The organism is Lysobacter sp. Soil_N_23 (assembly GCF_057656135.1).
In genome coordinates, this window is sequence record NZ_JBDGKY010000007.1 from 37,866 (window position 1) to 64,856 (window position 26,991).

General features: G+C 69.1%; 20 protein-coding genes and 1 pseudogene. 16 read left to right on the forward strand and 5 right to left on the reverse strand.

Annotated features, from left to right (window positions below):
* The first annotated feature begins 27 nt into the window (after nucleotides 1-27).
* The 12 genes and pseudogenes from thrC to AC3A3X_RS07460 all read left to right on the forward strand — a co-directional run bounded on the left by thrC (nucleotide 28) and on the right by AC3A3X_RS07460 (nucleotide 14,269).
* Entirely contained in the window at nucleotides 28-1,314 is a 1,287-nt protein-coding gene (gene thrC, locus AC3A3X_RS07405; protein ID WP_487582386.1) for a threonine synthase, read from the forward strand.
* Nucleotides 1,315-1,651: 337 nt separating this feature from the next.
* Nucleotides 1,652-3,448: a dihydroxy-acid dehydratase gene (gene ilvD, locus AC3A3X_RS07410; protein WP_487582387.1), complete on the forward strand. Its 1,797-nt coding sequence runs from the start codon at nucleotides 1,652-1,654 to the stop codon at nucleotides 3,446-3,448.
* Between the two features lie 63 nt (nucleotides 3,449-3,511).
* A pseudogene (gene ilvC, locus AC3A3X_RS07415) lies at nucleotides 3,512-4,528 on the forward strand (ketol-acid reductoisomerase); the annotation flags it as partial.
* On the forward strand, nucleotides 4,528-6,267 hold the full coding sequence (ilvG, locus tag AC3A3X_RS07420; RefSeq protein ID WP_487582388.1) for an acetolactate synthase 2 catalytic subunit: 1,740 nt from the start codon (nucleotides 4,528-4,530) through the stop codon (nucleotides 6,265-6,267). The pseudogene ilvC and the gene ilvG, both read left to right, overlap by 1 nt.
* A complete protein-coding gene (locus AC3A3X_RS07425) occupies nucleotides 6,251-6,487 on the forward strand; it encodes an ACT domain-containing protein (protein ID WP_158732233.1) in 237 nt (78 codons plus the stop codon). Before ilvG ends, AC3A3X_RS07425 begins: the two co-directional genes overlap by 17 nt.
* Nucleotides 6,484-7,458, forward strand: coding sequence for an aminotransferase class IV (locus AC3A3X_RS07430; RefSeq protein WP_487582389.1), 975 nt, complete (start codon nucleotides 6,484-6,486; stop codon nucleotides 7,456-7,458). The genes AC3A3X_RS07425 and AC3A3X_RS07430 overlap by 4 nt, the downstream gene beginning before the upstream one ends.
* A gap of 4 nt (nucleotides 7,459-7,462) precedes the next feature.
* Complete coding sequence (locus tag AC3A3X_RS07435; RefSeq protein ID WP_487582390.1) at nucleotides 7,463-8,587, forward strand: threonine dehydratase; 1,125 nt, start codon at nucleotides 7,463-7,465, stop codon at nucleotides 8,585-8,587.
* Complete coding sequence (locus AC3A3X_RS07440; RefSeq protein WP_487582391.1) at nucleotides 8,584-10,155, forward strand: 2-isopropylmalate synthase; 1,572 nt, start codon at nucleotides 8,584-8,586, stop codon at nucleotides 10,153-10,155. Before AC3A3X_RS07435 ends, AC3A3X_RS07440 begins: the two co-directional genes overlap by 4 nt.
* A 77-nt stretch (nucleotides 10,156-10,232) precedes the next feature.
* Nucleotides 10,233-11,681, forward strand: a complete 1,449-nt coding sequence (leuC, locus tag AC3A3X_RS07445; RefSeq protein WP_487582392.1) for a 3-isopropylmalate dehydratase large subunit — start codon at nucleotides 10,233-10,235, stop codon at nucleotides 11,679-11,681.
* 154 nt (nucleotides 11,682-11,835) lie between these two features.
* Nucleotides 11,836-12,474: a 3-isopropylmalate dehydratase small subunit gene (leuD, locus tag AC3A3X_RS07450; protein ID WP_487582393.1), complete on the forward strand. Its 639-nt coding sequence runs from the start codon at nucleotides 11,836-11,838 to the stop codon at nucleotides 12,472-12,474.
* A complete protein-coding gene (gene leuB / locus AC3A3X_RS07455; RefSeq protein ID WP_487582394.1) occupies nucleotides 12,464-13,552 on the forward strand; it encodes a 3-isopropylmalate dehydrogenase in 1,089 nt (362 codons plus the stop codon). The genes leuD and leuB overlap by 11 nt, the downstream gene beginning before the upstream one ends.
* Nucleotides 13,553-13,636: 84 nt before the next feature.
* Complete coding sequence (locus AC3A3X_RS07460) at nucleotides 13,637-14,269, forward strand: hypothetical protein (protein WP_487582395.1); 633 nt, start codon at nucleotides 13,637-13,639, stop codon at nucleotides 14,267-14,269.
* A gap of 34 nt (nucleotides 14,270-14,303) precedes the next feature.
* On the opposite strand, the gene AC3A3X_RS07465 is transcribed toward AC3A3X_RS07460, so the two are convergent.
* A complete protein-coding gene (locus tag AC3A3X_RS07465) occupies nucleotides 14,304-17,459 on the reverse strand; it encodes an efflux RND transporter permease subunit (protein ID WP_487582396.1) in 3,156 nt (1,051 codons plus the stop codon).
* Between the two features lie 3 nt (nucleotides 17,460-17,462).
* The gene (locus tag AC3A3X_RS07470; protein ID WP_487582476.1) at nucleotides 17,463-18,530 is read right to left on the reverse strand and encodes an efflux RND transporter periplasmic adaptor subunit; all 1,068 of its coding nucleotides are present in this window, start codon (nucleotides 18,528-18,530) and stop codon (nucleotides 17,463-17,465) included.
* A 122-nt stretch (nucleotides 18,531-18,652) separates the two neighbouring features.
* On the opposite strand from AC3A3X_RS07470, the gene AC3A3X_RS07475 reads away from it, so the two are divergent.
* The 3 genes from AC3A3X_RS07475 to AC3A3X_RS07485 all read left to right on the forward strand — a co-directional run bounded on the left by AC3A3X_RS07475 (nucleotide 18,653) and on the right by AC3A3X_RS07485 (nucleotide 21,680).
* Entirely contained in the window at nucleotides 18,653-19,336 is a 684-nt protein-coding gene (locus AC3A3X_RS07475) for a TetR/AcrR family transcriptional regulator (RefSeq protein ID WP_487582397.1), read from the forward strand.
* 202 nt (nucleotides 19,337-19,538) lie between these two features.
* Nucleotides 19,539-20,186, forward strand: coding sequence for a protein-L-isoaspartate O-methyltransferase family protein (locus tag AC3A3X_RS07480; RefSeq protein WP_487582398.1), 648 nt, complete (start codon nucleotides 19,539-19,541; stop codon nucleotides 20,184-20,186).
* 69 nt (nucleotides 20,187-20,255) lie between these two features.
* Entirely contained in the window at nucleotides 20,256-21,680 is a 1,425-nt protein-coding gene (locus AC3A3X_RS07485; protein ID WP_487582399.1) for a TolC family outer membrane protein, read from the forward strand.
* Between the two features lie 404 nt (nucleotides 21,681-22,084).
* Here AC3A3X_RS07485 and waaA read toward each other — a convergent pair whose 3' ends face one another.
* A complete protein-coding gene (waaA, locus tag AC3A3X_RS07490; protein WP_487582400.1) occupies nucleotides 22,085-23,380 on the reverse strand; it encodes a lipid IV(A) 3-deoxy-D-manno-octulosonic acid transferase in 1,296 nt (431 codons plus the stop codon).
* A gap of 223 nt (nucleotides 23,381-23,603) precedes the next feature.
* Between waaA and lpxL the strand changes: the two genes are divergently transcribed.
* Complete coding sequence (gene lpxL / locus AC3A3X_RS07495; protein WP_487582401.1) at nucleotides 23,604-24,539, forward strand: LpxL/LpxP family Kdo(2)-lipid IV(A) lauroyl/palmitoleoyl acyltransferase; 936 nt, start codon at nucleotides 23,604-23,606, stop codon at nucleotides 24,537-24,539.
* 13 nt (nucleotides 24,540-24,552) lie between these two features.
* Here lpxL and AC3A3X_RS07500 read toward each other — a convergent pair whose 3' ends face one another.
* Both AC3A3X_RS07500 and AC3A3X_RS07505 read right to left on the reverse strand, forming a co-directional pair.
* Nucleotides 24,553-25,860: an O-antigen ligase family protein gene (locus tag AC3A3X_RS07500; RefSeq protein ID WP_487582402.1), complete on the reverse strand. Its 1,308-nt coding sequence runs from the start codon at nucleotides 25,858-25,860 to the stop codon at nucleotides 24,553-24,555.
* Nucleotides 25,841-26,968, reverse strand: a complete 1,128-nt coding sequence (locus AC3A3X_RS07505; protein WP_487582403.1) for a glycosyltransferase — start codon at nucleotides 26,966-26,968, stop codon at nucleotides 25,841-25,843. Before AC3A3X_RS07505 ends, AC3A3X_RS07500 begins: the two co-directional genes overlap by 20 nt.
* Between the last annotated feature and the right edge of the window lie 23 nt (nucleotides 26,969-26,991).

A 26,991-nucleotide genomic window follows, 5' to 3' on the forward strand; every position in this document is an offset into this window, starting at 1 on the left:
GGGTGGCGAGCTCATCCAGTGGTTCCCATGAATTTCACCAGCACTCGCGGCAATACACCTCCCACCTCGATCGACCAGGCCCTCGTCGCCGGACTCGCTCCCGACGGCGGCCTCTACGTGCCCGAGCGCATCCCGACGCTGACCCTGCAACCCGGGGCAACGCTGGCCGATACCGCGCAGGCGGTGCTTGCGCCGTACTTCGCCGCTTCGTCGCTGCGCGATTCGCTAGCTGCGATCTGCGAACACGCCTACTCCTTTCCCGCCCCGCTGCGTTCGATGACCGGCGAAGGCGACCATCTGCTCGAGCTTTTCCATGGGCCGACGGCCGCGTTCAAGGATTACGCCGCGCGCTTCCTCGCCGAGTCCCTGTCGCGTTTGCGTCCGCAGGGGGCACCGCCGACAACCATCCTCGTGGCGACCTCCGGCGACACCGGCGCGGCCGTGGCGGCTGCCTTCCACCGCCGCCCCGGCTTTGAAGTGGTGATCCTCTACCCCGAAGGCCGCGTCTCGCCACGCCAGGCGCATGGCCTGGAATGCTGGGGCGCCAACGTGCGCACCTACCGCGTCGCCGGCAGCTTCGACGACTGCCAGCGACTGGCCAAGCAGGCGCTGTCGGACGAAGCGCTGCGACAGTCGATGTCGCTCAGCTCGGCCAACAGCATCAGCCTCGGTCGCCTGCTGCCGCAGGTGGGTTACTACGCGCACGCGGCATTGAGGTTTTTCTCGGAGCACGGGCAGCCGCTCAACTTCATCGTCCCCACCGGCAACCTCGGCAATGCCTGCGCGGCCTTCCTCGCAAGGCGCATGGGGTTGCCGATCGGTGAGCTGGTGCTGGCCAGCAACGCCAACGACGTGCTGCCGCGCTATTTCGCCGGGGGCGACTATGCTCCGCAGGCGACCCGCGCGACGCTGGCCAATGCCATGGATGTCGGCGCGCCCAGCAACTTCGAACGGCTGCGGTACTGGCACGATGACGACGCGCAGTTGCGCAACGCCCTGAAGGCATTCGCGGTCGACGACGCCACCATCACCGCCACCATCGGCGAGGCGCCACGGCGCCACGGCATCGTGCCCTGCCCGCACACCGCCACCGGCCTGCATGTGCTCGAGCAACTGCGTGCACAAGGCGATCGTCGCCCCTGGGCGGTCGTGGCCACGGCCCACCCGGCCAAGTTCGAGACCATCGTCGAACCGCTCGTCGGCCATGCCGTCGAACCGCCGCCGGCATTGGCGCAAACGCTGTCGTGGCCGGCCTTCGCAGAGCCTCTGGCGGTCGACTACGCGGCGTTGCGCGAACGGCTGGCGGGGAGATGAGGAGCCCGTCGCAACCTCGCGCTGTTTCATACGAAACTGTTGACATGCCCGCGCCGGGCATGTTTACCTCGGTTCCATGACGCAGCGCAGCAACCACCCGCAGACCGCTCAGGCCCGGCCGCAAGGCACGGCCGAGTCGCTGCGACTTGCGTTGACCCTGACCGCATCGGCGGCACTCATTCTTGTACTCGTACTTATTACCGGGCATGCCAGCGCGGGGTACGGGTTCGTGTAAGCAACACCACACCACCCAGGTCTGAAACACAAAGACCCCGCGCCCGAAACGGCGCGGGGTTTTTGTTTTTGCGGACCTGGTTTCCACCAAGGAAGCCAGTTCGTGAGAAGCAATGCCATCAAGCAAGGCCCCGCACATGCACCGGCACGCGCGATGCTGCGCGCCACCGGCCTGGACGACGCCGCGATCGCCAGGCCGCTGGTCGCCGTCGTCCACACCTGGTCGGACGTGTCGCCGTGCAACTTCACCCTGCGCGACCTCGCCCAGGACGTGCGCCAGGGCGTGCTCGACAACGGCGGCACGCCGATCGAGTTCAACACCATCGCCGTCACCGACGGCATCGCGATGGGCTCCGATGGCATGCGCTGTTCGCTGGCCTCGCGCGAGACCATCGCCGATTCGATCGAGCTGGCCGTCAACGGCCACTGCCTCGACGCGATGGTGTTGCTGGTCGGCTGCGACAAGACCATCCCGGCCGCGGCGATGGCGGCGGCGCGGATGGATATCCCGACCGTGATCCTCTACGGCGGCACGATCATGCCCGGCCGATGTCCGTCGAAGCACACCCACTCCCCCCTCGCTGGGGAGGGACAGGCTCGCGAAGCGGGCCAGGGAGAGGGGGACCGCCCCCTCACCGTCCAGGACGTCTTCGAAGCCGTCGGAGCGCACTCCGCCGGCCGCATCGACGATGCCGAGCTGCACCGCATCGAATCCCATGCCTGCCCCGGCGCCGGTGCCTGCGGCGGCCAGTTCACCGCCAACACGATGGCGATGGTGCTGACCTTCCTCGGCCTGTCGCCGCTGCAGTTGAACGACATCCCCGCGATCCACGCCGACAAGCCGGCCTCCGCCCGGGCTTGCGGCGCGCTGGTGATGGACCGGTTGCGCAACGGCGGGCCGGGACCGCGCGACATCCTCTCCCCAGCTGCGTTGCGCAACGCGGCCCGCGCGGTCTCGGCCACTGCCGGCTCCACCAATGCCGCCCTGCACCTGCTGGCGATCGCGCACGAAGCCGGCGTTGCCTTCGACCTGGAAGAGTTCGAAGCCGCCGCGCGCATCACGCCGGTGATCGCCGACCTCAAGCCCGGCGGCCGCTACACCGCCGCGGAGATGTTCGAACAGGGCGGCACCGCGCTGGTCGCGCGCGAGCTGCGCGCCGCGGGCCTGATCGAGGACATCGCCACCGTCACCGGCCGCTCGTTCTTCACCGAACTCGATGACGTTCCCGCACCGGCCAAACAGGATGTCGTCCGTCCGATCCACGACCCGATCAAGCCGCGTGGCGGCTATTCGATCCTCTACGGAGACCTCGCCCCCGAAGGCTGCATCGTCAAGCTGGCCGGCCACGGTCGCGAGCATTTCGAAGGCACCGCGCGCGTTTTCGATTCGGAGGAAGCGGCGTTCGCGGCGGTGCAGGCGCGACAGATCGATGCCGGCGACGTCGTGGTGATCCGCTTCGAAGGTCCTGCCGGCGGCCCGGGCATGCGCGAGATGCTGGCGGTGACCGCAGCGCTGGTCGGCCAGGGCCTGGGCAACGACGTCGCCCTGATCACCGATGGCCGCTTCAGCGGCGCCACGCACGGCTTCATGGTCGGGCACATCTCGCCCGAGGCCGCGCACGGTGGTCCGATCGCGAAGCTGCGCGAAGGCGACCGGGTGCGGATCGATGTCGGCACGCGCCGGATCGACGTGGATGCCGACCTGTCCACGCGCACACCTGCACGCATCGCCCCGCGCGTCACCACCGGCGTGCTGGCCAAGTACGCGCGCCTCGTCAGTTCAGCCTCGCGCGGCGCCGTGACCGCGCCGGGTCCGCTCGATGACCGCCGCATCGCCAGCCAACTGGTCGACGCGAGCACCGGCACTACTACCGAACCACGCGAGCCCGCACTCGCCTGATGTGTCCCGCATGAAGTCGTCCGTCCCTGCTCCTCCTTCCGCTTCGAACACCACAAGGACTTTGCAATGACCACCAGCTCCAAACCCCGCGTCGCCATCGTCGGTTACGGCAGCCAGGGCCGCGCCCATGCACTGAACCTGCGCGACTCCGGCTTCGACGTCACCATCGGCCTGCGACCGGGCGGCCCGACCGAGATCAAGGCCAAGGCCGACGGATTCACCGTCACCACGCCCGCCGAAGCGGTCAAGAACGCGCAGCTTGTCGCCGTGCTCACCCCGGACATGGTCCAGCCGCAGCTCTACGGCGAAGTGATCGAGCCGAACATTGCACCAGGTGCCTGCCTGCTGTTCGCCCACGGCTTCAACGTCCACTACGGCCAGATCACCCCGCGCGATGACCTCGACGTCGTGCTGGTTGCGCCCAAGGGCCCGGGCGCGCTGGTGCGTCGCGAGTACGAGATCGGCCGCGGTGTTCCTTCCGTCTATGCCGTGCACCAGGACCGCAGTGGCAACGCCGAGCAGCTCGCGCTGACCTACTGCGCCGGCATCGGCGGTGCGCGCCAGAACGCCATCCAGACCACCTTCAAGGAAGAGACCGAGACCGACCTGTTCGGCGAGCAGGCCGTGCTCTGCGGCGGCGCCACCAAGCTGGTCCAGGCCGGCTGGGAAACGCTGGTCGAGGCCGGCTATCAACCGGAGGTGGCCTACTACGAGTGCCTGCACGAACTGAAGCTGATCGTCGACCTGTTCTATGAAGGCGGCATCACCCGCATGCACGAGTTCATCAGCGAGACCGCGCAGTACGGCGCGCTGACCCGCGGCAGCTACGTCGTCGACGACAACACCCGCGCACAGATGAAGAAGGTGCTGACCGAGATCCAGGACGGCACGTTCGCGCGCCAGTGGATCGCCGAGTACGCCGCCGGCAACGCCAACTACAAGGCGCTCAAGCAGGCCGACCTCGACCATCCGATCGAAGCGGTCGGCAAGAAGCTGCGCGCCAACATGAAGTGGCTGGCGTCGTCACCGCAACCGGCAGCGGCCACCGCCGCGCGCCCGGCGCAGACCGAGGCCGCGTGATGAACGGTGCCCGCTGGCTGGTGCAGGCTCTGGTGGCCGAAGGCGTCGATACGCTCTTCGGCTATCCGGGCGGCGCGATCATGCCCTTCTACGACGCCCTGCACGGGTCGGACCTGCGCCATGTGCTGGTCCGCCACGAACAGGGCGCGGCATTCGCGGCCAATGGCTACGCACGAGCAAGCGGGCGCGTCGGCGTATGCGTCGCCACCTCCGGTCCGGGCGCCTCGAACCTGGTCACGGGCATCGCCGATGCGATGCTCGACTCGGTGCCGATGGTGGTCATCACCGGCCAGGTGCCGACGGCGCTGATGGGCACCGATGCCTTCCAGGAGCTGGACGTGTTCGGCATGACCATGCCGATCGTCAAGCACAGCTTCCTGCCGCGGCGGGTCGAGGACCTGCCACGGATGGTGGCGGAAGCGTTCCGCATCGCCCGCTCCGGCCGTCCGGGTCCGGTGCTGATCGACCTGCCCAAGGACGTTCAGTTCGGCGATGCCTCGTCGTTGCCGGCGCATGTGCCGGTCGACATCGACGATGTGCCCGCACCGATCGATGCCTCGCTGCACGCGGCGCTGGCGTTGATCTCGCAGGCGCAGCGGCCGCTGGTCTACGGTGGCGGCGGCATCGCGCTTGGCGATTGCGTGGCGGCGTTCCGCACCTTCGTCGATGCCACGCAGATCCCGACCGTGCTGACGCTGAAGGGCCTGGGCGCGCTGCCCTCCGGGCACGCGCTCAACCTGGGCATGCTCGGCATGCACGGCAGCCGCGCCGCCAACCTGGCGGTGCAGGAAGCCGACCTGCTGATCGTCGTCGGCGCACGTTTCGACGACCGCGCCACCGGCAAGCTGGCCGAGTTCGCGCCCAATGCGCGCGTCGTCCACATGGACCTGGACGCCTGCGAGATCGGCAAGCTGCGCCACGCCGATGTCGGCGTGCGCGGCGACATCCGCACCACCCTGACCGCGCTGACCCTGCCGTGCGCGGCGCACCTGCACGGACGCAACGGCATCGCCCGCCGCACCTGGCGTGCGACCTGCCAGCAGCGCGCACGCGAACACGCCGCGCGTTACGACGCCCCAGGCGAGAGCGTGTACGCGCCGTCGCTGCTCAAGCGCCTGTCGGAACTGGCGCCCGATGCCATCGTTGCCTGCGATGTCGGCCAGCACCAGATGTGGGTCGCCCAGCACTGGCGCATGAAGGAACCGCGCCAGCACCTGACCAGCGGCGCACTCGGCGCGATGGGCTTCGGCCTGCCGGCCGCGATCGGCGCACAGATGCAGGACCCGGCGGCGCAAGTCGTGTGCGTGAGCGGCGACGGCTCGTTCCTGATGAACGTGCAGGAGCTGGCGACGCTGCGTCGCTACGGCCTGCCGGTGAAGATCGTGCTGCTCGACAACCAGGCCCTGGGCATGGTCCGGCAGTGGCAGGAGCTGTTCTTCGAGCGCCGCTATTCCGAGATCGACCTGTCCGACAACCCCGACTTCGTCGCCGTTGCCGCCGCCTTCGGCGTGCAGGCGCTGCATGTCGATCGCGCCGACGGCGTCGAGGCCGCGCTGCAACAACTGCTGGCCGCCCCCGGTCCGGCGCTGCTGCACGTGGCCATCGACCAGGCCGCGAACGTGTGGCCGCTGGTGCCGCCCAACCACAACAACGCGCAGATGCTCGATCCGGAAGCGGATGCGCGCGCCGCCATTGCCACCCCCACCGTCGAGGACCCCCGCCATGCGATACCAGCTTGATCTCACCCTGCGCCAGGCCGAAGGTGCGCTGGCGCGTGTACTGGGCGCCGCCGAACGCCGTGGTTTCCGTCCGCTCGCCGTCGATGGCGAGGCGCAGCCCGACGGCGACCGCTGGTACCTGCGCCTGACGGTCGAGGGCGACCGCGCCGACACCAGCCTGCAGAGCCAGCTCGCCAAGCTCTACGACTGCCTCTCGGTGGAGGTGTCGCCGTGTCAATGACCGTCACCGAGAGTCAACAGGGCGCGCGCCAGCGAGGCACGGCGATGCCGCTGCAGCTACTCGACGGTACGCGCCTGGACGATGCGCGCCGCAGCCAGACTCCGACTGATACGACGCCGATGCTGTGGTTCGACGGCAAACTGGCCAGCGCCGATTCGCTGCAGGCGCCGCTGACCACCCACGCCATGCACTACGGCACCGGCGTGTTCGAGGGCATCCGCAGCTATGCCACGCGCCAGGGCGCGGCGGTGTTCCGCCTGCCCGAGCACCTGCAGCGCATGCGCAAGGGCGCCGAGCTGATAGGCCTGGACTTCGACGTCGAGCGCGCCTTCGAAGCGACGCTGGAGACGCTGCGTGCCAACGGCCATCGCGATGCCTACATCCGCCCGCTGGCGTGGTTCGGCACCGGCAGCATCGGCCTGGACGTCTCGCAACTGAGCCAGCACTTCATGGTCGCGACCATGGCCCAGCGCGTGCACCTGGCCGGTGACCGCACCCGCCTGACCGTGTCGCCGTGGCGGCGCAATCCGGCCAGCGCGCTGCCGCCGCTGAAGCTGTGCGGTGGCTACGTCAACTCGATCCTGGCCAAGCGCGAAGCCAAGTCGCGCGGCTTCGACGAGGCGCTGTTCGTCGACGAGGACGGCAATGTCGTCGAGTGCACCGGCGCCAATGTGTTCATGGTGCGCAATGGCCAGGTCACCGCGGTGGAGCACCGCGACGCCCTGCCCGGCATCACCCGCGACACGCTGATCAGGCTGAGCGGCGCGCAGTCGCGCACCGTCACTCATCACGAGCTGCTCGACGCCGACGAGGTCTTCGTCTGCGGGACGGCGGCCGAGGCAGCGCCGATCAGCGTCCTCGATCGACGCGAGTTCGGCGACAACCCGGTCACGCGCGAGCTGTCGGCCCTGTATGCCCGCGTCGTGCGCGGTGAAGAGCCGGCGCATGCCGGCTGGCTGACGGCGGTCTGATGCCATGGACGGCGACGTAAGCACGCACGTACAGACCGTCGACGTCGGTGACGTACTGGCGGCACAGGCTCGCCTGCGCCGCTACCTGCCGCCGACCCCGCTCCACTATGCCGAGCGCTTCGGCTGCTGGCTGAAGCTGGAGAACCTGCAGCGCACCGGTTCCTACAAAGTGCGCGGCGCCCTCAATGCGCTGCTGGCCGCGCGCGAGCGCGGCGACCATCGCACGGTCATCGCCGCGTCCGCCGGAAACCATGCGCAGGGACTGGCGTGGGCGGCCTACCGCCTTGGCGTCAATGCGATCACCGTGATGCCGCGCTGCGCGCCGCAGACCAAGATCGCCGGCGTGGCGCATTGGGGCGCGACGGTGCGGCTGCACGGCGACAGTTACGACGAGGCCAAGGCCTTCGCGGCCGAGCTGGCCCTGCAGAACGACTACCGCGTGCTGTCGGCCTTCGACGATCCCGACGTGATCGCCGGCCAGGGCACGGTCGGGCTGGAACTGGCGGCGCTGGGGCCGGACGTGGTGCTGGTGCCGATCGGCGGCGGCGGGCTCGCTTCGGGCGTCGCACTGGCGCTGAAGTGGGCGTGCCTGTCCGCGCCCCAAGGGGCGCGGCGCGTACGCGTGATCGGCGCCCAGGTCGAGGGCGTCGACTCGATGTGTCGTGCCCTGCGCGGCGACTGCGCCCTGCGCGAGCCGGCGGCGACGCTCGCCGATGGCGTGCGCGTCAAGGAGCCCGGCCATCTGACCCGCCAGCTGCTGTCGCAGCTGCTCGATGACGTGATCGTCGTGCGCGAGGCGGAGCTGCGCGAAACGCTCGTGCGCCTGGCACTGGAAGAGCACGTCATCGCCGAGGGCGCGGGCGCGCTGGCACTGGCCGCCGGCCGTCGCGTCGCCGGCAAGCGCAAGTGCGCGGTGGTCTCCGGCGGCAACCTCGATGCCGGCGTGCTCGCGCAACTGCTTTCGGAGATACGTCCGCGCGCACCGCGGCGGCCGCGCCGCCGCCATCGCGAGCACCCGGCGCAGGCGTCACTGGAGCCGGCCATCACCACGTTCCGTCCCGCCACACCCACCACCCCACCCATTCGCGCCGCTGCCGTGCGCACCCGCACCGAGGAGCTCACCGCATGAACGACCCCGCCTCCCGAGTACGCATCTTCGACACCAGCCTGCGCGACGGTGAGCAGTCACCGGGCTGCAGCATGACGCCGGCGCAGAAGCTTCGCTTCGCCCATGCGCTGTCGGAACTGGGTGTCGATGTGATCGAGGCCGGATTCCCGGCCAGCTCGGAGACCGACATGGGCGCCGTGCGCGCGATCGCCCGCGAAGTGCGTGGCGCCACTGTCGCGACGCTGGCCCGCTGCCACCAGGGCGATATCGAGGCCTGCGCACGGGCGCTCGAGGGTGCCGTGCACCCGCGCATCCACGTCTTCATCTCGACCAGCCCGCTGCACCGCGAGCACAAGCTGGGCCTGAGCCGCGAGCAGGTGCTGGAGCGCGCAGTGATGGGCGTTGAGCTGGCGCGCCGGCACGCCGACGATGTCGAGTTCTCTGCCGAGGACGCGCTGCGTACCGAGCCGGAGTTCCTGGCGGAGATCTGCAGCGCTGCAGTTGCCGCCGGTGCTCGCACCCTCAACATCCCGGACACCGTCGGCTACACCACGCCGAGCGAGATCCGCTCCCTGTTCGAGTACCTGCGGGCGAATGTGGCCGGCGCGGACCAGGCCGTATTCTCCGCGCACTGCCACAACGACCTCGGCCTGGCCGTCGCCAACTCGCTGGCCGCAATCGAGGGCGGTGCGCGCCAGGTCGAGTGCACGATCAACGGCATCGGCGAGCGCGCCGGCAACTGCGCGCTCGAGGAACTGGTGATGGCCCTGCGCGTGCGCGGCGAGTACTACGGCGCGCACACCCGCATCGACAGTCGCCGGCTGGTGCCGACCTCGCGCCTGCTGTCGCGCATCACCGGCATGGCCGTGCAGCGCAACAAGGCCGTGGTCGGACAGAACGCGTTCGCCCACGAGTCGGGCATCCACCAGCACGGCATGCTCAAGCACCGCGGCACCTACGAGATCATGCGGCCGGAGGACGTCGGCTGGGCGCAGTCGCAGATGGTGATGGGCCGCCACAGCGGCCGCGCGGCGCTGAGCGATCGCCTGCAGGCGCTGGGCTTCGCCCTCGACGAGGCGCAGCTGAACTCCGTGTTCGCCGGCTTCAAGGCGCTGGCGGAGAAGAAGCGCGAAGTATTCGATGCCGACCTGGAGGCGCTGGTGCTCGGCGCCGACAAGCGCGCCGCGCGCGGTCATCGCCTCGCCCGCCTGCATGTCAGCACCGGCGTCGCGCAGGACAGCCTGCCCACCGCGAGCGTGCAGCTGGTCGATGCCGACGGAACCACCGTCAGCGAGGCCGCCATCGGCGACGGCCCGGTGCACGCGCTGTTCGCGGCGCTGGCCCGCGCCACGGGGCTGGCGCTGGAGATCGACAGCTACCAGGTCTCCAGCGTCACCACCGGCGACGACGCGCAGGGTCAGGCCAGCCTGATCGCGCGCATCGACGGCGTCGAGGTCACCGGCTCGGGCACCAGCACCGACATCCTCGAAGCCAGTGCGCTGGCGTGGCTGGATATCGCCAACCGGGTGCTGCGCACGCGCGCGGTTGGCGCTGCCGGACCCGAGCGCAGGACGGCGGCGATTGCCTAGCGCAAGAGCGCCCTCATCCCAACCCTTCTCCCGCGCGCGGGAGAAGGGCTTTGAAAGCACAACCACAAGCCCAGCCAATGACCAGCCAAGCACCGCAAACCCTGTTCGACAAACTGTGGGACGCCCATGTCGTGACGCCCGAAAGCGAGACGGCGCCGGCCACGCTCTACGTCGACCTGCACCTGATCCATGAAGTGACCTCGCCGCAGGCCTTCGCGGAGCTCGATGAGCGCAACCTGCCGGTGCGCCGCCCGGAACTGACCAAGGGCACGCTCGACCATTCCACGCCGACCCTGCCTGCCGGCGCCGATGGCCAGCACCCATACGTCAATGCCGAGGCACGCGCGCAGGTCGACCAGCTGCGCGAGAACTGCGCGCGCTTCGGCGTCGAGCTGTTCGACTACGACAGCCCGCAGCGCGGCATCGTCCACGTGATGGGCCCGGAGCTGGGCCTGACCCAGCCCGGCCAGACCATCGTCTGCGGCGACAGCCACACCGCGACCCACGGTGCGTTCGGCGCGCTCGCATTCGGTATCGGCACCAGCGAGGTCGGCCATGTGCTGGCCACGCAGTGCCTGCTGCAACGCAAACCCAGGACGCTGGCGATCAACGTCGATGGCGCGCTTGCTCCAGGCGTCAGTGCCAAGGACTTGATCCTGCACGTGATCGGCGTGATCGGCGTCAACGGCGGTACCGGCCATGTCATCGAGTACCGCGGTTCCACCATCCGTGCGCTGTCGATGGAGCAGCGGATGACGGTGTGCAACATGTCGATCGAGGCAGGCGCGCGCGCCGGACTGATCGCGCCGGACGAGGTTACGTTCGACTACCTGCGCGGGCGGCCGCGCGTCCCGCAAGGTGCGGCCTTCGATTCGGCAGTTGCGCAGTGGCGCCGGTTCCGCACGGACGAAGGTGCGCGGTTCGACCGCGAGGTCCGCATCGATGCCGCCGACATCCAGCCGACGGTGACCTGGGGCACCCACCCGGGCCAGGTCGCGGCGATCGCTGCGCACGTGCCCGCCTCCGGCGATGGCGACCAGGCCAAGGCGCTCGACTACATGGGCTGGCAGGCGGGCGCGGCATTGGCGGGCCGACCGGTCGACGTGGTTTTCGTCGGCAGTTGCACCAACTCGCGCCTGTCCGACCTGCGTGAAACCGCCAGCGTGCTGCGCGGACGTCACGTGCATCCGCGCGTGCGCATGCTGGTGGTGCCTGGATCGGCGCAGGTCAAGCGCGAAGCGGAAGCCGAAGGCATCGACCAGGTCGTGCGTGCAGCCGGTGCCGAATGGCGCGAACCCGGGTGTTCGATGTGCATCGCCATGAACGGCGACCTGGTCGGCCCAGGGCAGCTCGCGGTATCCACCAGCAATCGCAACTTCGAAGGCCGACAGGGCAAGGGCGCACGCACCGTGCTGGCCTCGCCGCTGACCGCGGCCGCGTGCGCGGTCGCCGGGGAGATCACCGATCCGCGGCCGTATCTGACGACGGCGCCGGCGCAACAGGCCCAGATCATGGAGGTGGCGTGATGGAAGCGCGCCGCACATCGTCCCCCGTCATTCCCGCGAAGGCGGGAACCCAGCGCCTTCGCTTCGCGCGGCACGAAAGCCAACGGCCACGACGCTGGGTCCCCGCCTTCGCGGGGATGACGGTCTGCATTCGCTCCGACTCCGGGACCCCCTGATGCGCCCCTTCACCGAACTCACCTCCCGCACCGTCGTGCTGCGCGAACGCAACATCGACACCGACCAGATCATCCCGGCGCGGTTCCTCACGACCACGCAGCGCAAGGGCCTGGGCCAGTTCGCCTTCAACGACTGGCGCCGCCTTGCCGACGGTTCGTTGAACCCGGATTTCGCCTTCAACCGCGCCGAGAATGCCGGCGCCGGCATCCTCGTCGCCGGCCGCAATTTCGGTTGCGGTTCCTCACGTGAGCATGCGCCGTGGGCCCTGGCCGACCTCGGCCTGCGCGCGGTCATCAGCGCCGAGATCGCCGACATCTTCCGCAGCAACGCGCTCAAGAACGGCCTGTTGCCGATCGTGCTCGACGAAGCCGTCGTCGATGAATTGCTCGAACGGCCTGGCATCGAACTGCACATCGACATCGCGCAGCGCAGCGTGACCCTGCCCGGCGGCAGCCGCGTCGAATTCCCGCTCGATGCCTTTGCCCAGACCTGCCTGCTCGAAGGCGTCGACCAGCTCGGCTACCTGCTCCGCCAGGACGAAGCGATCAGCCTCTTCGAAGCCCGCCGCTTCGAATCCACCACCCAGTCGCCACCCAATCATTCGCCATCACAGCAGGAGTTCGTCCATGCAAGCTGACATCGTCGTTCTTCCCGGCGACGGCATTGGCCCGGAGGTCACCGCCGCTGCGGTCGAGGTGCTGCGCGCAGTGGCGCAGCGCTATGGCCACGGTTTCCGTTTCGAACAGCACCTCATCGGCGGCGCCGCCATCGATGCCATCGGCTCGCCGCTGCCACCCGAAACCCTGGCCGCAGCTCAGCGCGCCGATGCGGTGCTGCTGGGTGCGGTCGGCGGACCGAAGTGGTCCGATCCCAAGGCCGCGGTGCGCCCCGAGCAGGGCCTGCTGGCGATCCGCAAGGCCATGGGCCTGTACGCCAACCTGCGACCGGTCAAACCGCACCCGGCCGCACTCGGCGCCTCGCCGATCAAGCCGCACCTGCTCAACGGCGTCGACCTGGTGGTCGTGCGCGAGCTCACCGGCGGCATCTACTTCGGTGACAAGCAGCGCGACAAGGACTCGGCCAGCGACCTGTGCCGGTACACCGTCGCCGAGATCGAGCGCGTGGTCCGTCGCGCCTGCACGCTGGCGCGCGAGCGTCGCGGCCTGGTGACCTCGGTCGACAAGGCCAACGTGCTTGAGACCTCCAGGCTGTGGCGCGAGGTGACGACGCGGGTCGTAGGCGACGAGTTCCCCGACATCACCCTCGAGCACCAGCTGGTCGACTCGATGGCCATGCACCTGCTGGCCAAGCCGCGCGAGTACGACGTGATCGTCACCGAGAACATGTTCGGCGACATCCTCACCGATGAGGCGTCGATGCTGGCCGGTTCGCTCGGCCTGCTGCCGTCGGCGTCACTGGGCGAAGGAAGGGTCGGCCTCTACGAGCCGATCCACGGTTCGGCACCGGACATCGCCGGCCGCGGCATCGCCAATCCCTACGCGACGATCCTCAGCGCGGCGCTGCTGCTGCGTCACTCGCTGGGACTGGAGAGCGAGGCGCGCTGCGTGGAGAAAGCGGTCGGCGCGGCGCTGGATGCCGGAGTCTTCACGGCGGACCTCGCCGCGGCCGGGCGTGGCGTCGGCACCCAGGCGGCAACCGCCGCGGTGCTGGCGCAGTTGCAGATCGAATGTGAGCCGGTGGTGATGCGCGACTGAAGGTTCCGCCAGGGTTCCGGTTCCCGGCCCGCCAACGACCACGGCTTGATTGCAAGGTCACGGCAGCACGGCTAGGGTGCGCGCATGACGCGCACCCTCCGACTTGCCACCGCTGCCATCGCTTCCGTGCTGCTTCTGTCGGCATGCCACTCCGCGCCGCCGGAGGCGGATGCGCCACCGGTCACCGGCGACCACCGGCAGGAGCCCGCCGACAGCTTCTTCGCCAGCCTGCAGACGCTATGCGGCAAGGCCTTCGCCGGACGCATCGTCGTCGACGAACCGGCGATGCCGGGCGACCCGTTTGCCGGCAGGGCGCTGATCATGCATGTCCGTCAATGCGATCGCGACCGCATCGCGATCCCGTTCCACGTCGGCGACGACCATTCCCGCACCTGGCTGCTGACGCGGACCCTGACCGGGATCACGCTCAAGCACGACCACCGCCACCGTGACGGTGGCGAGGACCCGTTGTCGATGTACGGCGGCGACACGGTCAGCCGCGGCAGCGCCACGCGCCAGGAATTCCCGGTCGACGCCGAATCCAAGCGCGTGTTCGAACGCAACCATCGCGCCGCTTCGATGACCAACGTCTGGGCGATGGAGATCGAGCCGGGACGGATGTTCGCCTACGAGCTCACGCGCCCGGATCGCAGGTTCCGCGTGGAGTTCGACCTGACCCGGCCGGTGCCGGCACCGGCGGCACCTTGGGGCTGGTAGGCGCCGGGCCGGCAGGCGGTCGCGGCGCCTTCGACTAAGGCGCCTTCACCCGGAACCACGCCGCGTACAGCGCCGGCAGGAACAGCAGCGTCAGGAACGTCGCCACCGTCAGGCCGCCCATGATGGCCACCGCCATCGGTCCGAAGAAGGCGCTGCGCGACAATGGGATCATCGCCAGGATCGCCGCCAGTGCGGTCAGTACGATCGGGCGGAAGCGGCGCACGGTGGCCTCGACTATCGCCTGCCAGTGCTCGGCGCCGGCGCCGATGTCGTGTTCGATCTGGTCGACCAGAATCACCGAGTTGCGCATGATCATGCCCGCCAGCGCGATCGTGCCGAGCATCGCCACGAAGCCGAACGGTACCCGGAACACCAGCAGGAACAAGGTCACGCCGATCAACCCCAGCGGCGCGGTCAGCAGCACCAGGAAGCTGCGCGAGAAGCTGCGCAGCTGCATCATCAGCAGCGTGAACACCGCGAACAGGAACAGCGGCACACCGGCGACGATCGAGTTCTGTCCGCGGGCGGAGTCCTCGACACTGCCACCGACATCGATCGAGTAGCCGTAGGGCAACTTCGCGCGCAGCTCATCAAGGGTGGGCGAGATCTGCGCGGTGACCGTGGCCGGCTGCGTGCCGTCATAGATGTCGGCGCGCACGGTCATGGTCGGGCTGCGGTCGCGGTGCCAGATGATGCCTTCCTCGAAGCCGTACTCGAGCGTGGCGATCTGTGTCAGCGGCACGCTCTGCCCGCTCTGCGTCGGCACCATCAGGCTGCTGAGCATTTCCAGGCGCAGGCGCTCCTCGGCCGGGCCGCGCAGCAGCATCTCGACCAGCTCGTTGCCTTCCCGGTACGTGCTCACGTGCGAGCCCGACAGCGAGCTCGACAGGAACTGCGCCAGCCGCGCCGAACTCACGCCCAGCGCACGCGCACGTTCCTGGTCGACCACCAGGCGCACGACCTTGTTGGGCTCGTCCCAGTCGAAGTTGACGTTGACCACGTGCGGGTTGGCGCGGATCTTCTGCTGCACCTGCCAGGCGATCCTGCGGACCTGGTCGATGTGCTCGCCCGACACGCGGAACTGCACCGGGTAGCCGACCGGCGGCCCGTTCTCCAGGCGCGTCACCCGCATCTGCAACTCGGGGAAGCGCTTGAACACATCCTCGATCAGCCAGTGGCGAATGTCCTCGCGCGCGTCCAGGTTCTTCGGCGTCAGCACGAACTGGGCGAAGTTGGCCGCCGGCAGCTGCTGGTCCAGCGGCAGGTAGTAGCGCGGCGACCCGGTGCCGACGTAGGCGACATAGCTGGCCAGGTCCTTGCGGCCGGCGAGGATCTTCTCCAGGCGCTCGGACTGTTCTGCGGTCGCGCGCAGCGAGCTGCCTTCGGCCAGCTCGACGTCGACCATCAGTTCCGGCCGCGTCGAATCCGGGAAGAACTGCTGCGGCACGAAGCGGAAGGCGAACACGGAAGCCACGAACGCCGCCGCGGTGACGGCGATCACCAGCCAGCGGCGGCGCACGCAGAACGTCACCCAGCCACGGAAGCGCGTGTAGAACTTGCTGGCGTAGGGGTCATGGACGTGGCCGTCGATCGACGGCTTCGGCGCGAGGTAATCGTGGAGGGCCGGGAAGCGATCGGCCAGGCGCTCGCGGAAACCGCGCCAGCGCGCCGGCAAGGAGCCCGGCTTCGGCGGCGGCGCTGCGTGCCCGTAGTCAGGCAGCAGCTTGTCGCCGAGATACGGAATGAAGGCGACCGCCGCGATCCACGACACGATCAGCGCGATGGTGACCACTTCGAACAGCGAACGCGTGTATTCGCCAGTGCTCGAACGCGCAGTGGCGATCGGCAGGAAGCCCGCCGCGGTGATCAGCGTGCCCGTGAGCATCGGGAACGCCGTGCTTTCCCAGGCGAACGCGGCGGCCTTCAGGCGACTGAAGCCCTGCTCCATCTTGATGGCCATCATCTCCACCGCGATGATCGCGTCGTCGACGAGCAGGCCCAGCGCCAGCACCAGCGCGCCCAGCGAGATCTTGTGCAGGCCCACGCCGAAGAACGACATCACCGCGAAGGTCATCGCCAGCACCAGCGGGATCGACAGCGCCACCACCAGGCCGGTGCGCAGGCCGAGCGAGAAGAAGCTGACCAGCAGCACGATGGCGACGGCCTCGGTCAGCACCTTGATGAACTCGCCGACCGACTCCTCGACCGCGGCCGGCTGGTCGGCGACCTTGCGCAGCTGCATGCCCGCCGGCAGCGTCTTCTGCAGCGCGGCGAACTCGCCCTCCAGGGTCTTGCCGAGCTTGAGGATGTCGCCACCTTCCTTCATCGCCACGCCAATGCCGATCGCGTCCTCGCCCATGAAGCGCATGCGCGGCGCCGGCGGATCGGAGAAACCGCGGCGCACGTCGGCGACGTCGCCGAGGCGGAAGGTGCGGTCGCCGACCCGGATCGGGAACTCGCGGATCTGCTCGACCGACTTGAACTTGCCGCCCACGCGCAGCGGCACGCGCGTGCTGCCGGTCTCGAAGAATCCCGCCGGCACCATCGCGTTCTGCTCGTCGAGCGCCTGCTGCACTGCCGACGCCGGGATGCCGAGCGTGGCCAGCTTGACGTTCGACAGTTCGATCCAGACCTTCTCGTCCTGGACGCCGAACAGTTCGATCTTGCCCACGTCCGGCTGCGACTGCAGTGCCAACTGCACCCGCTCGGCATAGTCCTTGAGCACGGCGTAGTCGAAGCCCTTGCCGGTAAGCGCGTAGATATTGCCGAAGGTGTCGCCGAACTCATCGTTGAAGAACGGACCCACCACGTCGCTGGGCAGGGTCGGGCGGATGTCGCCGATCTTCTTGCGCACCTGGTACCACAGCGGCCCGATGTCCTTGGAGCGCAGCGAATCCTTGGCGACGAACATCACCTGCGATTCGCCGGCGCGCGAGTACGAGCGGATGAACTCGTACTGGCCGGTCTCCATCAGCTTCTTCTCGACGCGCTCGGTGACCTGGCGCGAGACCTCTTCGGCGGTCGCGCCCGGCCACAGCGTGCGGATCACCATCACCTTGAAGGTGAACGACGGATCCTCGCTGCGACCCAGCTTGAGGTAGGAGAACGTGCCGGCGATGGCCATCACCAGCATCGCGTAGACGATCAGGCTGCGATGGCGCAGGGCCCATTCGGAGAGGTTGAAGCGCATGGGTCAGTTCGCCGCCACAGGACGATTGTCGCGATCTACAGGCTGCACCTTCTGCCCGACACGCAGCAGATGGCCGCCCGCGGCGACCACCCAATCATTCTCACCGACGCCACTGATCACAGGCACGCGATCCTCGCCGAACGGACCGGTCTGCACCGGCTGCAGCTTCAACGTCGACGTCTTCGGATCGACCACGAACACGGCATTGCCATTGGCACCACGCTGCACGGCCGCAAGCGGCACGCTCAGGCCGCCATGGCCGTCGCCCGGCAGGTACACCCGCGCGCTCTGACCCAGTTCCAGCGCACCGTCCGGTGCGTCGACGCTGATCCGCGCCGCATAGGTGCGCGAGGCCGGATCGGCCGCCGGCGAGATCTCGCGGATGCGACCGGGCCAGCGCTTGCCCGTCTGCGACCACGACTCCACCAGCACCGGCTGGCCCGGCTTGATCTCCGACACGATGCCCTCGGGCAGGGCGAAGGCGACTTCGCGCACGCCATCGGCGGCCAGCGAGAACACCGCCTGGCCGGCAGCGACGACCTGGCCGGCCTCGGCGCTGCGCGTGGCGATCACGCCGTCGGCCGGTGCCCGCAGTTGCGAGTAGGCGGCCTGGTTGCGGGCGACCTCGAGGTTGGCGCGGGCGGAATTGACCTGCTCCTGTGCGGCCTGGGTCGCGGCGTTCTGCGCATCGAGCGTCGAACGGCTGACCAGCTGCTCATTGGCGAGGCGGGCGAAACGGACCTGGTCGGCCTTCACCCGACCCAGTTCGGCCTGGGCTGCCGTCAGCTGGGCCTGTGCGGCACGCGCCTGCGCCTGCAGGTCGCCCGGATCGAGCACGGCCAGCAGGTCGCCCTTGCGCACGTGGGCGCCGACGTCGACCTTGCGCTCGATCAGCTTGCCGCCGACGCGGAACGACAGCGGGCTTTCCTCGCGGGCGCGCACTTCACCGGCAAAGGCGGTTGCGGTCTGGGTCGATTCACCGGGGCGGGTCACCAGCACCGGGCGGGCTTCCTCCTCCGGTTTGGCGTCACTGCTGCACGCCGCCAGGGCCAGGGTCGAAAGGCCAAGCATCGCAACCAGGGCGAAGCGGGCAGCGGTGGGGGGACTGCTGCGCATTGCGGGTGACCTCGAGGTTAATTATTGTACCTGGCGGTACTGTATAAATATCAAACTCAATAGTCTAGTATTCCCGCATGACTGCTTCACGCCAGCCTAGCCCCCCGAAGTCCACCGGACCGGGACGTCCCAAGGATCTGGGAAAGCGCGCCGCCATCCTGGAGGCGGCCAAAAGAATGTTTACTCAGCTCGGCTACGACGGCTCCAGCATGGACCAGATCGCCGCCGAGGCCGGGGTCTCCAAGCTCACCGTCTACAGCCATTTCGGCGACAAGGACGCGCTGTTCGCCGCCGCCATCGAGGCGCATTGCGAACAGTCGCTGCCGTCGTCGTTGTTCGAGCCCTCGCCGGCGACGCCGTTGCGCGAGCGCCTGGCGACCATCGCCCGCGCCTTCTACAGCATGATCAGCTCGCCCGAAGCGGTCGCCGGCCATCGCATGCTGTGCACCCCGCAGGTCGCCCACTCGGCCCTGCCCAAGCTGTTCTGGGAAGCCGGCCCGATGCGGGTCCAGGGCGATTTCGCCACCTTGCTCGAGCGCCGGATCGACGCCGGCGAACTCGACATCGCCGATGTGCCGCGCGCGGCCGGACAGTTCTTCGCCCTGCTCAAGGGCGAGCCGCACGCCTGCCTGGTGTTCGGTGGCCCGGCCCCGACGGAGGAGGAAATCGAAGCGCACCTTGCCGGATCGGTCGATCTGTTCCTGCGCGCCTACGCGGTGCGCGAAGCGGCGCCGGCCCGTATGGCACGGGCGTCACGTTGATGGCCGATGCGGGCAACTTGCATGCTTGATCTGACCAGATCTGGCGATTGACTACAGGAGGGTGACTGGTCTTGATTACTTCCGGCACTCAGTCCCCGCGCCGACGCTCGGCCATTCTGTGCGCCGCGCCAGCACCGGCCCGGTGGGTCATTACCGGTACAATTCGCGGTCTTCCGCGCGAGATTTCCCCCCGATGAACCCCATGGATTACATCAAGGCACGCGAACTGATGGTCGAGCAGCAGGTACGTCCCTGGGACGTGCTCGATCCGCGCGTGCTCGACGTGCTGGCGACGCTGCCGCGCGAGGCCTTCGTGCCCGCCGAGCACAGCCGGCTGGCCTATGCCGACCTGGCACTGCCGCTGGCCCATGGCGAGTCGATGATGAAGCCCGTGGTCGAAGGCCGCACCCTGCAGGCGCTGGCGCTGGACCCGGGTGACGACGTGCTCGAGATCGGCACCGGCAGCGGCTTCCTGACTGCCTGCCTGGGTCGCCTGGCGCGCGAAGTGGTCAGCATCGAACGCCACGCCGACCTCGCCGACGGCGCGCGCGCCGTGCTGGCCCGGCAGGCCGTCGACAACGCCCAGGTCATCGCCGCCGATGCCTTCGCCTGGACGCCGGACCGCCGCTTCAGCGCGATCTGCGTCACCGGCGCGGTGGATGCCATCCCGCAGCGCTTCATCGACTGGCTGCAACCGGACGGCCGACTGTTCGTCGTGCGCGGCCGCTCGCCGGTGATGGAAGCGGTGCTGCTGCGCAACGATGTCAACGCTTCGCGCATCCAATCGTTGTTCGAAACCGATCTGCCCTACCTCGCCGGTGCGGCCCCCGCCCCGGCCTTCAAGTTCTGACGACCCTCACACGTCTGCATGGCCTATGCGGACGGTTCAACTAGAACGCCACACGGACAAGGACATCGCATGATCCGCCGCCCGCTCGTAATCGCCCTCGCCACTGCAATGGGCTTGTCAGCCCTGATGCCGGCCACGGCCTCCGCCGAAGACCTGTTGCAGACCTACGAGCTGGCGCGCGACAGCGACCCGCAACTGTCCGCCTCCGAATCCAGCCGCCTCGCCGTCAAGGAAGGCGCGGTGCAGACCCGCGCGGCGATGCTGCCGCAGATCGACGGCACCGCCACGTTCAACCGCTCCGAGAATCACAACCGCGGCAATCTGATCACCAACCCAGACGGTTCCATCGGCGGCGGCGACAGTCAGACCGACTCGAGCACGCGCAGCACCGATGTGCGCCTGAGCCAGATGATCTACGACCGCGGCAACTTCACCCGCCACAAGAGCCAGAAGGCGCTGAGCGAAGCCAGCGACTTCCAGCTGCAGGCGGCCGGCAACGACCTGATCACGCGCACCTCGGCGGCGTACTTCAACGTGCTGATCGCGCTGGAGTCGCTGGTCGCGGCCGAAGCAGCCGAGACCGCGCTGAAGAAGCAGTTCGACTACGCCTCCAAGCGCCTGGAAGTCGGCCTGGCGCCGATCACCGACGTGCACGAAGCGCGCGCCCAGTACGACAGCGCGCGCGCCAACACGATCCTGGCCCGCAACGTGCTCGAGGACGCCTACCAGGGCCTGACCGAGCTGACCGGCAAGGACGTGCGCGGGGTCAAGGGCCTGCCGAAGGACTTCCAACCGGTGCTGCCGGAGTCGCGCGACGCCGACGGCTGGGTGGCGACCGCCATCGAGAACAACCCCGCGCTGCGTGCCAAGGACCTGCAGGTGCAGTCGACCGAGGCCGACATCGAGACCGCACGCGCCGGCCACTGGCCGCGCCTGTACCTCAACGGCAGTTACGGTGACTCCACCGTGTGGGGAGACACCACATTCCACAACCTGGGCATCCAGCGCGACAACGACAGCCGCCAGTACGGCCCGGCGGTGGGCGTGACGCTGTCGGTGCCGATCTTCGCCGGTGGCGCGGTGCAGTCGGGCGTGCGCCAGGCGCTGGCCCGCCGCGATGTCGCCAGCGATGAACTCGAGTCGCAGAAGCGCGCGCTGATCCGCAACACGCGCAACGCCTACCAGACCCTGGTCGCCAGCGTCAGCGAAGTCGAGGCCCGCCGCCTGGCGCTGGTCTCGGCCAAGAGTGCTTACGACGCCTCGCAGGTCGGCCTGGAAGTCGGCACGCGCACCGTGCTGGACGTGTTGCAGAACCAGAACAACCTCTTCCGCGCCCAGCTCGAGTACGCCCGTGCGCGCTACAACCACCTGCAGAACCGCCTGCTGCTGGAACAGGCCGCCGGCACGCTCGACATCGCCGACGTCCAGGACATCAACCGCCTGCTGACGCTCGACACCGAGTCGTACGTGGCACCGGGCGACGTCCAGGGCTGAGCCACCGCATCGGCTGCAGCACAGAAAAACCGCCGGACCTCCGGCGGTTTTTTTTGGTTCGATCCATCGTCCCGATCTGGCGGAAGTCGCTGGGTCCCCGCCTGCGCGGGGATGACGGTCTTCCAACGACGGTGGAAGCCCCTCTCCCGTTTACGGGAGAGGGGTTGGGGTGAGGGCCACCGAAGACCAGGCAACGAAACACCGAAGCGTCGTCCGCCGGGTCGGGGATTGCGCAGCAGTGGGCCATGGATGGCCCACGCCCCGCATTCGCACAGGATGTCCGACTAAGGGGCGGAGCAATCCCCGGCCCGGCGGACGACGCCACTCCGCAGACGCAAGCCCAACACGCAACAGCAACAGCAGGTCCGTCACTGCGTTCGGGACGACAAGCAACGCCAACCCGGTCAGGGTGCCGGCGGCAACAACGGCTGCAGCAGCGCCATCGTCCGTGCCAGTGCACCGCGGCCGGTCTCGACCAGCGCGCGTCCGGCCGCGGCCATGCGCTCGCGTGCCTGCGCATCGCCCAGCAATTCTTCCAGCGCCTCGCGCACCGCCTCGGCATCGGCGACGACGCGCACCGCCCCGGCATCCTGCAGGCGCTGCGCGATCTCGACAAAGTTGTGCAGATGCGGTCCGGTGACGATGGCGGTACCGGTCGCCGCCGGTTCGAGCAGGTTGTGGCCACCGATTGCCTGCAGGCTGCCGCCGACGAAGGCGACATCGGCGCAGGCGTAGAAGCTCATCAACTCGCCGAGCGTGTCGATGACGAACACCGCATCGTCCGGCTGCGGCCATTGCGTGCGCGAACGCGTCGACACCTGCCAGCCGGCCGTGCGCGCGGTGTCGGCGACCATGCGGAAGCGCTCGGGATGGCGCGGCGCCCACAGCAGCAGCAAGTCCGGGAACATCGCACGCAGGCGACGGTGGATGGCGATGACCGCCATCTCCTCGTCCTCGTGCGTGCTGGCCGCGATCCAGACCGGTCGCGCACCGGCATGGCTGCGGCACTGCGCGGCGAACGCGGCCAGGTTCTCCGGCACGGCCACGTCGAACTTGAGGTTGCCGACCTCGACCACCTGCTCGGCGCGAGCGCCCAGGCGGACGAAACGCTCCCCGTCGGCATGCGATTGCGCGGCCACGGTGCGCACCGTGCGCAGCGCACGCGCCACCAGCGGCGCCAGCACGCGATAACCGCGCAGCGAGCGCTCCGACAGGCGGGCATTGAGGATCAGCGCGGGGATCCCATGGTCGCGGCAACCGAACAGCAGGTTCGGCCACAGCTCGGTCTCCATGATCAGCGCCGCGTGTGGCCGATAGTTGGCCAGGAAGCGCCCGACCGCGCCCGGCAGGTCATAGGGCAGATAGACGTGTGAAACGCTCTTGCCCCACAGCGATTGCACCCGCTCCGAACCGGTCGGGGTGATGGTGGTGACCAGCAGGCGCAGATCCGGGCGGGTACGGCGCAGCGCGTTGACCAGCGGCACGGCCGCATTGACCTCGCCCACCGACACCGCATGCAACCACAGCGTGGGCGGCTCCGGGCGCTCGGCATAAAAGGCATACCGCTCCTGCCAGCGCAGGAAATACGACGGCTGGCGCAGGCCGCGCCATATGAGGTGGTAAACGGTGATCGGCGCCAAAAGGTACAGCGCGACCGAGTACAGGCCACGCATCAGGCGCTCGATAGGGTCTGTCGACATCGCGACTAGGATAACCAACGGGACCGGCAAAGCGGGAATGAAGGGCGGGAATGGGGAACAGGGAACGATGCCGAGGGGGCACTGGCGGGCCATGACTCGCCCGCAGGCAAGTGCAACCACATCGAGCACGCAGCGCCGGGCAATGACAGCCAGTCGTTCCCGCTCCACACTCCCGCCCCACATTCCCGCTTCACCTCCCTCCATCGCCCCTAGAATCCACCCAATGGCCAAGGCAATCGAATCCCCCACTTCGCCCCCCTCCCCGCCGTTCGGTCCGAGTCACTGGCCGATGTGGCTGGCACTGGGCGTGATGTGCCTGGGCGCCCGCTTGCCGTGGGCGCTGCAGCGCTGGCTGGGTCGTGGCATCGGCGCACTTGCCCTGCTGGTGGCCGCCGACCGTCGCCGCGCGGCGCGGATCAACCTGGCGCTGTGCTTCCCGGAGAAGTCGCCGGCCGAGCGCGAGACGCTGCTGCGCGAAAGCTTCCGCGACCTGGGCATCGGCCTGTTCGAGTTCGCACGCGCGTGGTGGGGTTCGGTCACGCCGATGCGACGCACGGTGCGCATCGAGGGCCTGGAGCTGCTCGACGACGTCCGCGCCCAAGGACGCGGCGTACTGATGGTGTCAGGCCATTTCATGACCCTGGAGATGTGCGGCCGGCTGATGTGCGACCACCTGCCGCTGACCGGCATGTACCGCCGCCATCGCAGCCCGGTGATGGAATGGGCGGTAAAGCGCGGTCGCCTGCGTTATGCCAAGGCGATGTTCACCAACGAGGACGTGCGCCCGGCGATCCGCCACCTCAAACAGGGCGGGTTCCTGTGGTACGCGCCCGACCAGGACATGCGCGGCAAGGACACGGTGTTCGCGCCGTTCTTCGGCGTGGCCGCGGCCACGATCACGGCGACTCACCAGTTCGCACGCCTGAGCGGCAGTGCGGTAGTGCCGTTCTTCCATCGCCGCGAGGGCGGCGACTACGTGCTGCGGATCGGCGCGCCGCTGGCGGACTTTCCTTCGCCTGACGCGACCGTCGACAGCACCCGCGTCAACGCCGCGATCGAGGCGATGGTGCGCGAAGCGCCCAGCCAGTATCTGTGGATCCATCGCCGCTTCAAGCGGCGCCCGCCGGGGATGAAGTCGCCCTACGCGCGCCGCGACTGAGCAGCGGCCCGCCCTACTCGCGCGCCAGCAAGCTGCCCGCATACAGCGCCGCCAGCAGCAGCGTCAGCCCACCCCAGAACGTCGAATAGAACGCCAGGTGGGTATTGAGCGGGAATACCGTCGCCGCCAGCGCCCACATCGCCGGACGCGCGCGCTCGCGCGCCTGCTCGTCCGCAAAGCGCCACGCGCGCCAGGCCAGGGCGACGCCGGCCAGCCACATCAGCAGGCCGAACAGCCCGGTTTCGGCCAATACCTCGAGCATGATCTGGTGCGCATGCAGCGCCGGCCCGCCGCCCCATGCGGCGATCTGCCCCGGTGCCGGATCGCAATGGGGAAAGGCCTCGCGGAAGCCGCGCGCGCCAACGCCGTTGAACGGATGCTCGCGCACCATGCACATGGCCGCGCTCCAGATGCGGGCGCGTCCAGACAAGGCACTGTCGACGCCTTCGACATCGGCTGTGAGCACGTGCGTGGTGCGGTCGATGCGCTCGCGCACCTGCGGTACGGTCGTGCTCAGCACGGCACCGGCGATCGCGCCGAACACGAATACCGCAGCCAGCTTCTTCCAGCCCAGCAGGCGCCAGCCCGACAGTGCCAGCGCGACGGCGAAGGTGATCCATGAGGCGCGCGAGCCGGCGAGCACCAGCACGACTCCGACCGCGGCGGCGGCGAGCAGCCAGCCGATCGTGCCCAGGCGGCGTCCACCGGCAAACAGCAGGAACGGCGACAGGCTTGCCAGCACCGGCCCAAGCTTGAGGTTGCACGGTCCCAGCACACCACTGAGGCGGTCGACGCTGGCCAGTTCCTGCGGCGTGCACATGCCGTGGCCGCTGATCGCATGCTTGATGGCGTCGATGCCCGAAAACAGCGGGCTGCTGCCGGTGGCCGCCTGCAGCAGCGCGTCGACAGTCCAGATCGCCAGGATCACCGCCAGTCCGGTGAAGGTGACGCGGCGACCGCGCGGCTCGGCCACGGCCGCCGCGACCAGCCACAGGAACGGCAGGTAGCGCAGGTCGACCGCGGCCTCGCGCAGCGCACGCCCGGGGTCGATGGCGTCGATCGCCGACACCAGTTCCGGTGTCCAGTAGGCGAAGAACAGCACGCTGGTCAGCGCCCAGGCCGGATTGCTCAGCAACTGCGAGCCGCCGCGGAAGCGCGACAGGCCCAGGCGGATGATGGCCGCCAGCGCACCCAGCACCAGCACGCCCTCGGCATAGCCCGGTGCCGGCCACAGGGCGACATAGGTCAGGATCCAGGCCGGCGCCCAGCGCCAGCCGTGCGTGCGCGGCGCGCTAGCGGTGTCAGCGGCAGCGGCGGTCATCGGAGAATTCGGCGTAGACGGCAAGCGTGGCCTCCTGCATCGCGCGCAGCGAATCGGGAATCCTAGCCGTTGGCGACGCCGGATGCGTAAGGAGTTCGTAGGCTCTGTGATGCAGTGCACCCAGCTCGAACGGTGCGACCGCGCCGTCGGGCTGCCAGCGCGCCAGCAATTCGCCGACGCCGCCATGGTTCCAGCCCAGCAGCGGCCGCCCTACCGACAAGGCCTCCAGCACCGTGCGCCCGAACGACTCGGGTTTGCGCGACAGCTGCAGGACCAGGTCGCTGGCGGCGTAGGCGCGCGCGATCGCGTCGGTCGCGGCGGTGAACGCGACCGCTTCGGCAATGCCGCGTTCGGCCGCCTCGCGTTCGAGTTCGGCGATGTAGGCCTCGCGGCCGGCTTCGCGCGCACCCGGCAGCCACAGCCGCGCGTCGAGGCAGTCGTCGCGCAGGCGCGCCAACAGCTCCAGCGCGTCGGCATGGCCCTTGAGTCGTGTACCGCGACCAGGCAGCAGCAGCAGCGGGCCGCTGCCGCCCAGCGCCGGATGCAACGATGCGGCCCAGGCGCGCGCCGCCGCATCGGGCAGGGCTGCGTGCGGAAATGCCGCCGGGTCGATGCCGCGTTCGATCACGCGCAGCTTGTCGGGGTCGGTCTGCGGATACTTGGCGAGCACGTAGTCGCGCACCGTGCGCGAGACGCAGATCACGCGTTCGCCACGCGTCATCACCGCGCTGTAGCGCGAGGGTGAGTTGAGGCCGTGGACGGTGGTGACCAGATGCGGGCGTTGGGGCGCGGGAATACCCCGCAGCGCCAGCACGCCGATCCAGGCCGGCAGGCGCGAACGCGCGTGCACGATGTCGGCGCCTTCGCCCAGCAGCAGCGCGCGCACGGCGCGGACATGGCGCAGGGTCAGCAGCGACTTGCGGCCGATATCGAGGGTGATGTGCTCGGCGCCCATCGCCTCGAGCCGCGGCACCAGGCGTCCGCCTGCGGAGACGACCACGGCCCGATGGCCGGCGTCGACCAGGGCCTGCGCGATCTCGAGCGTGGAGCGTTCGACGCCGCCGGATTCGAGCGCGGGCAGCAGTTGCACGACGGTCAGGCGGCGCACGATGCGCTCCGTGCGGGACGACC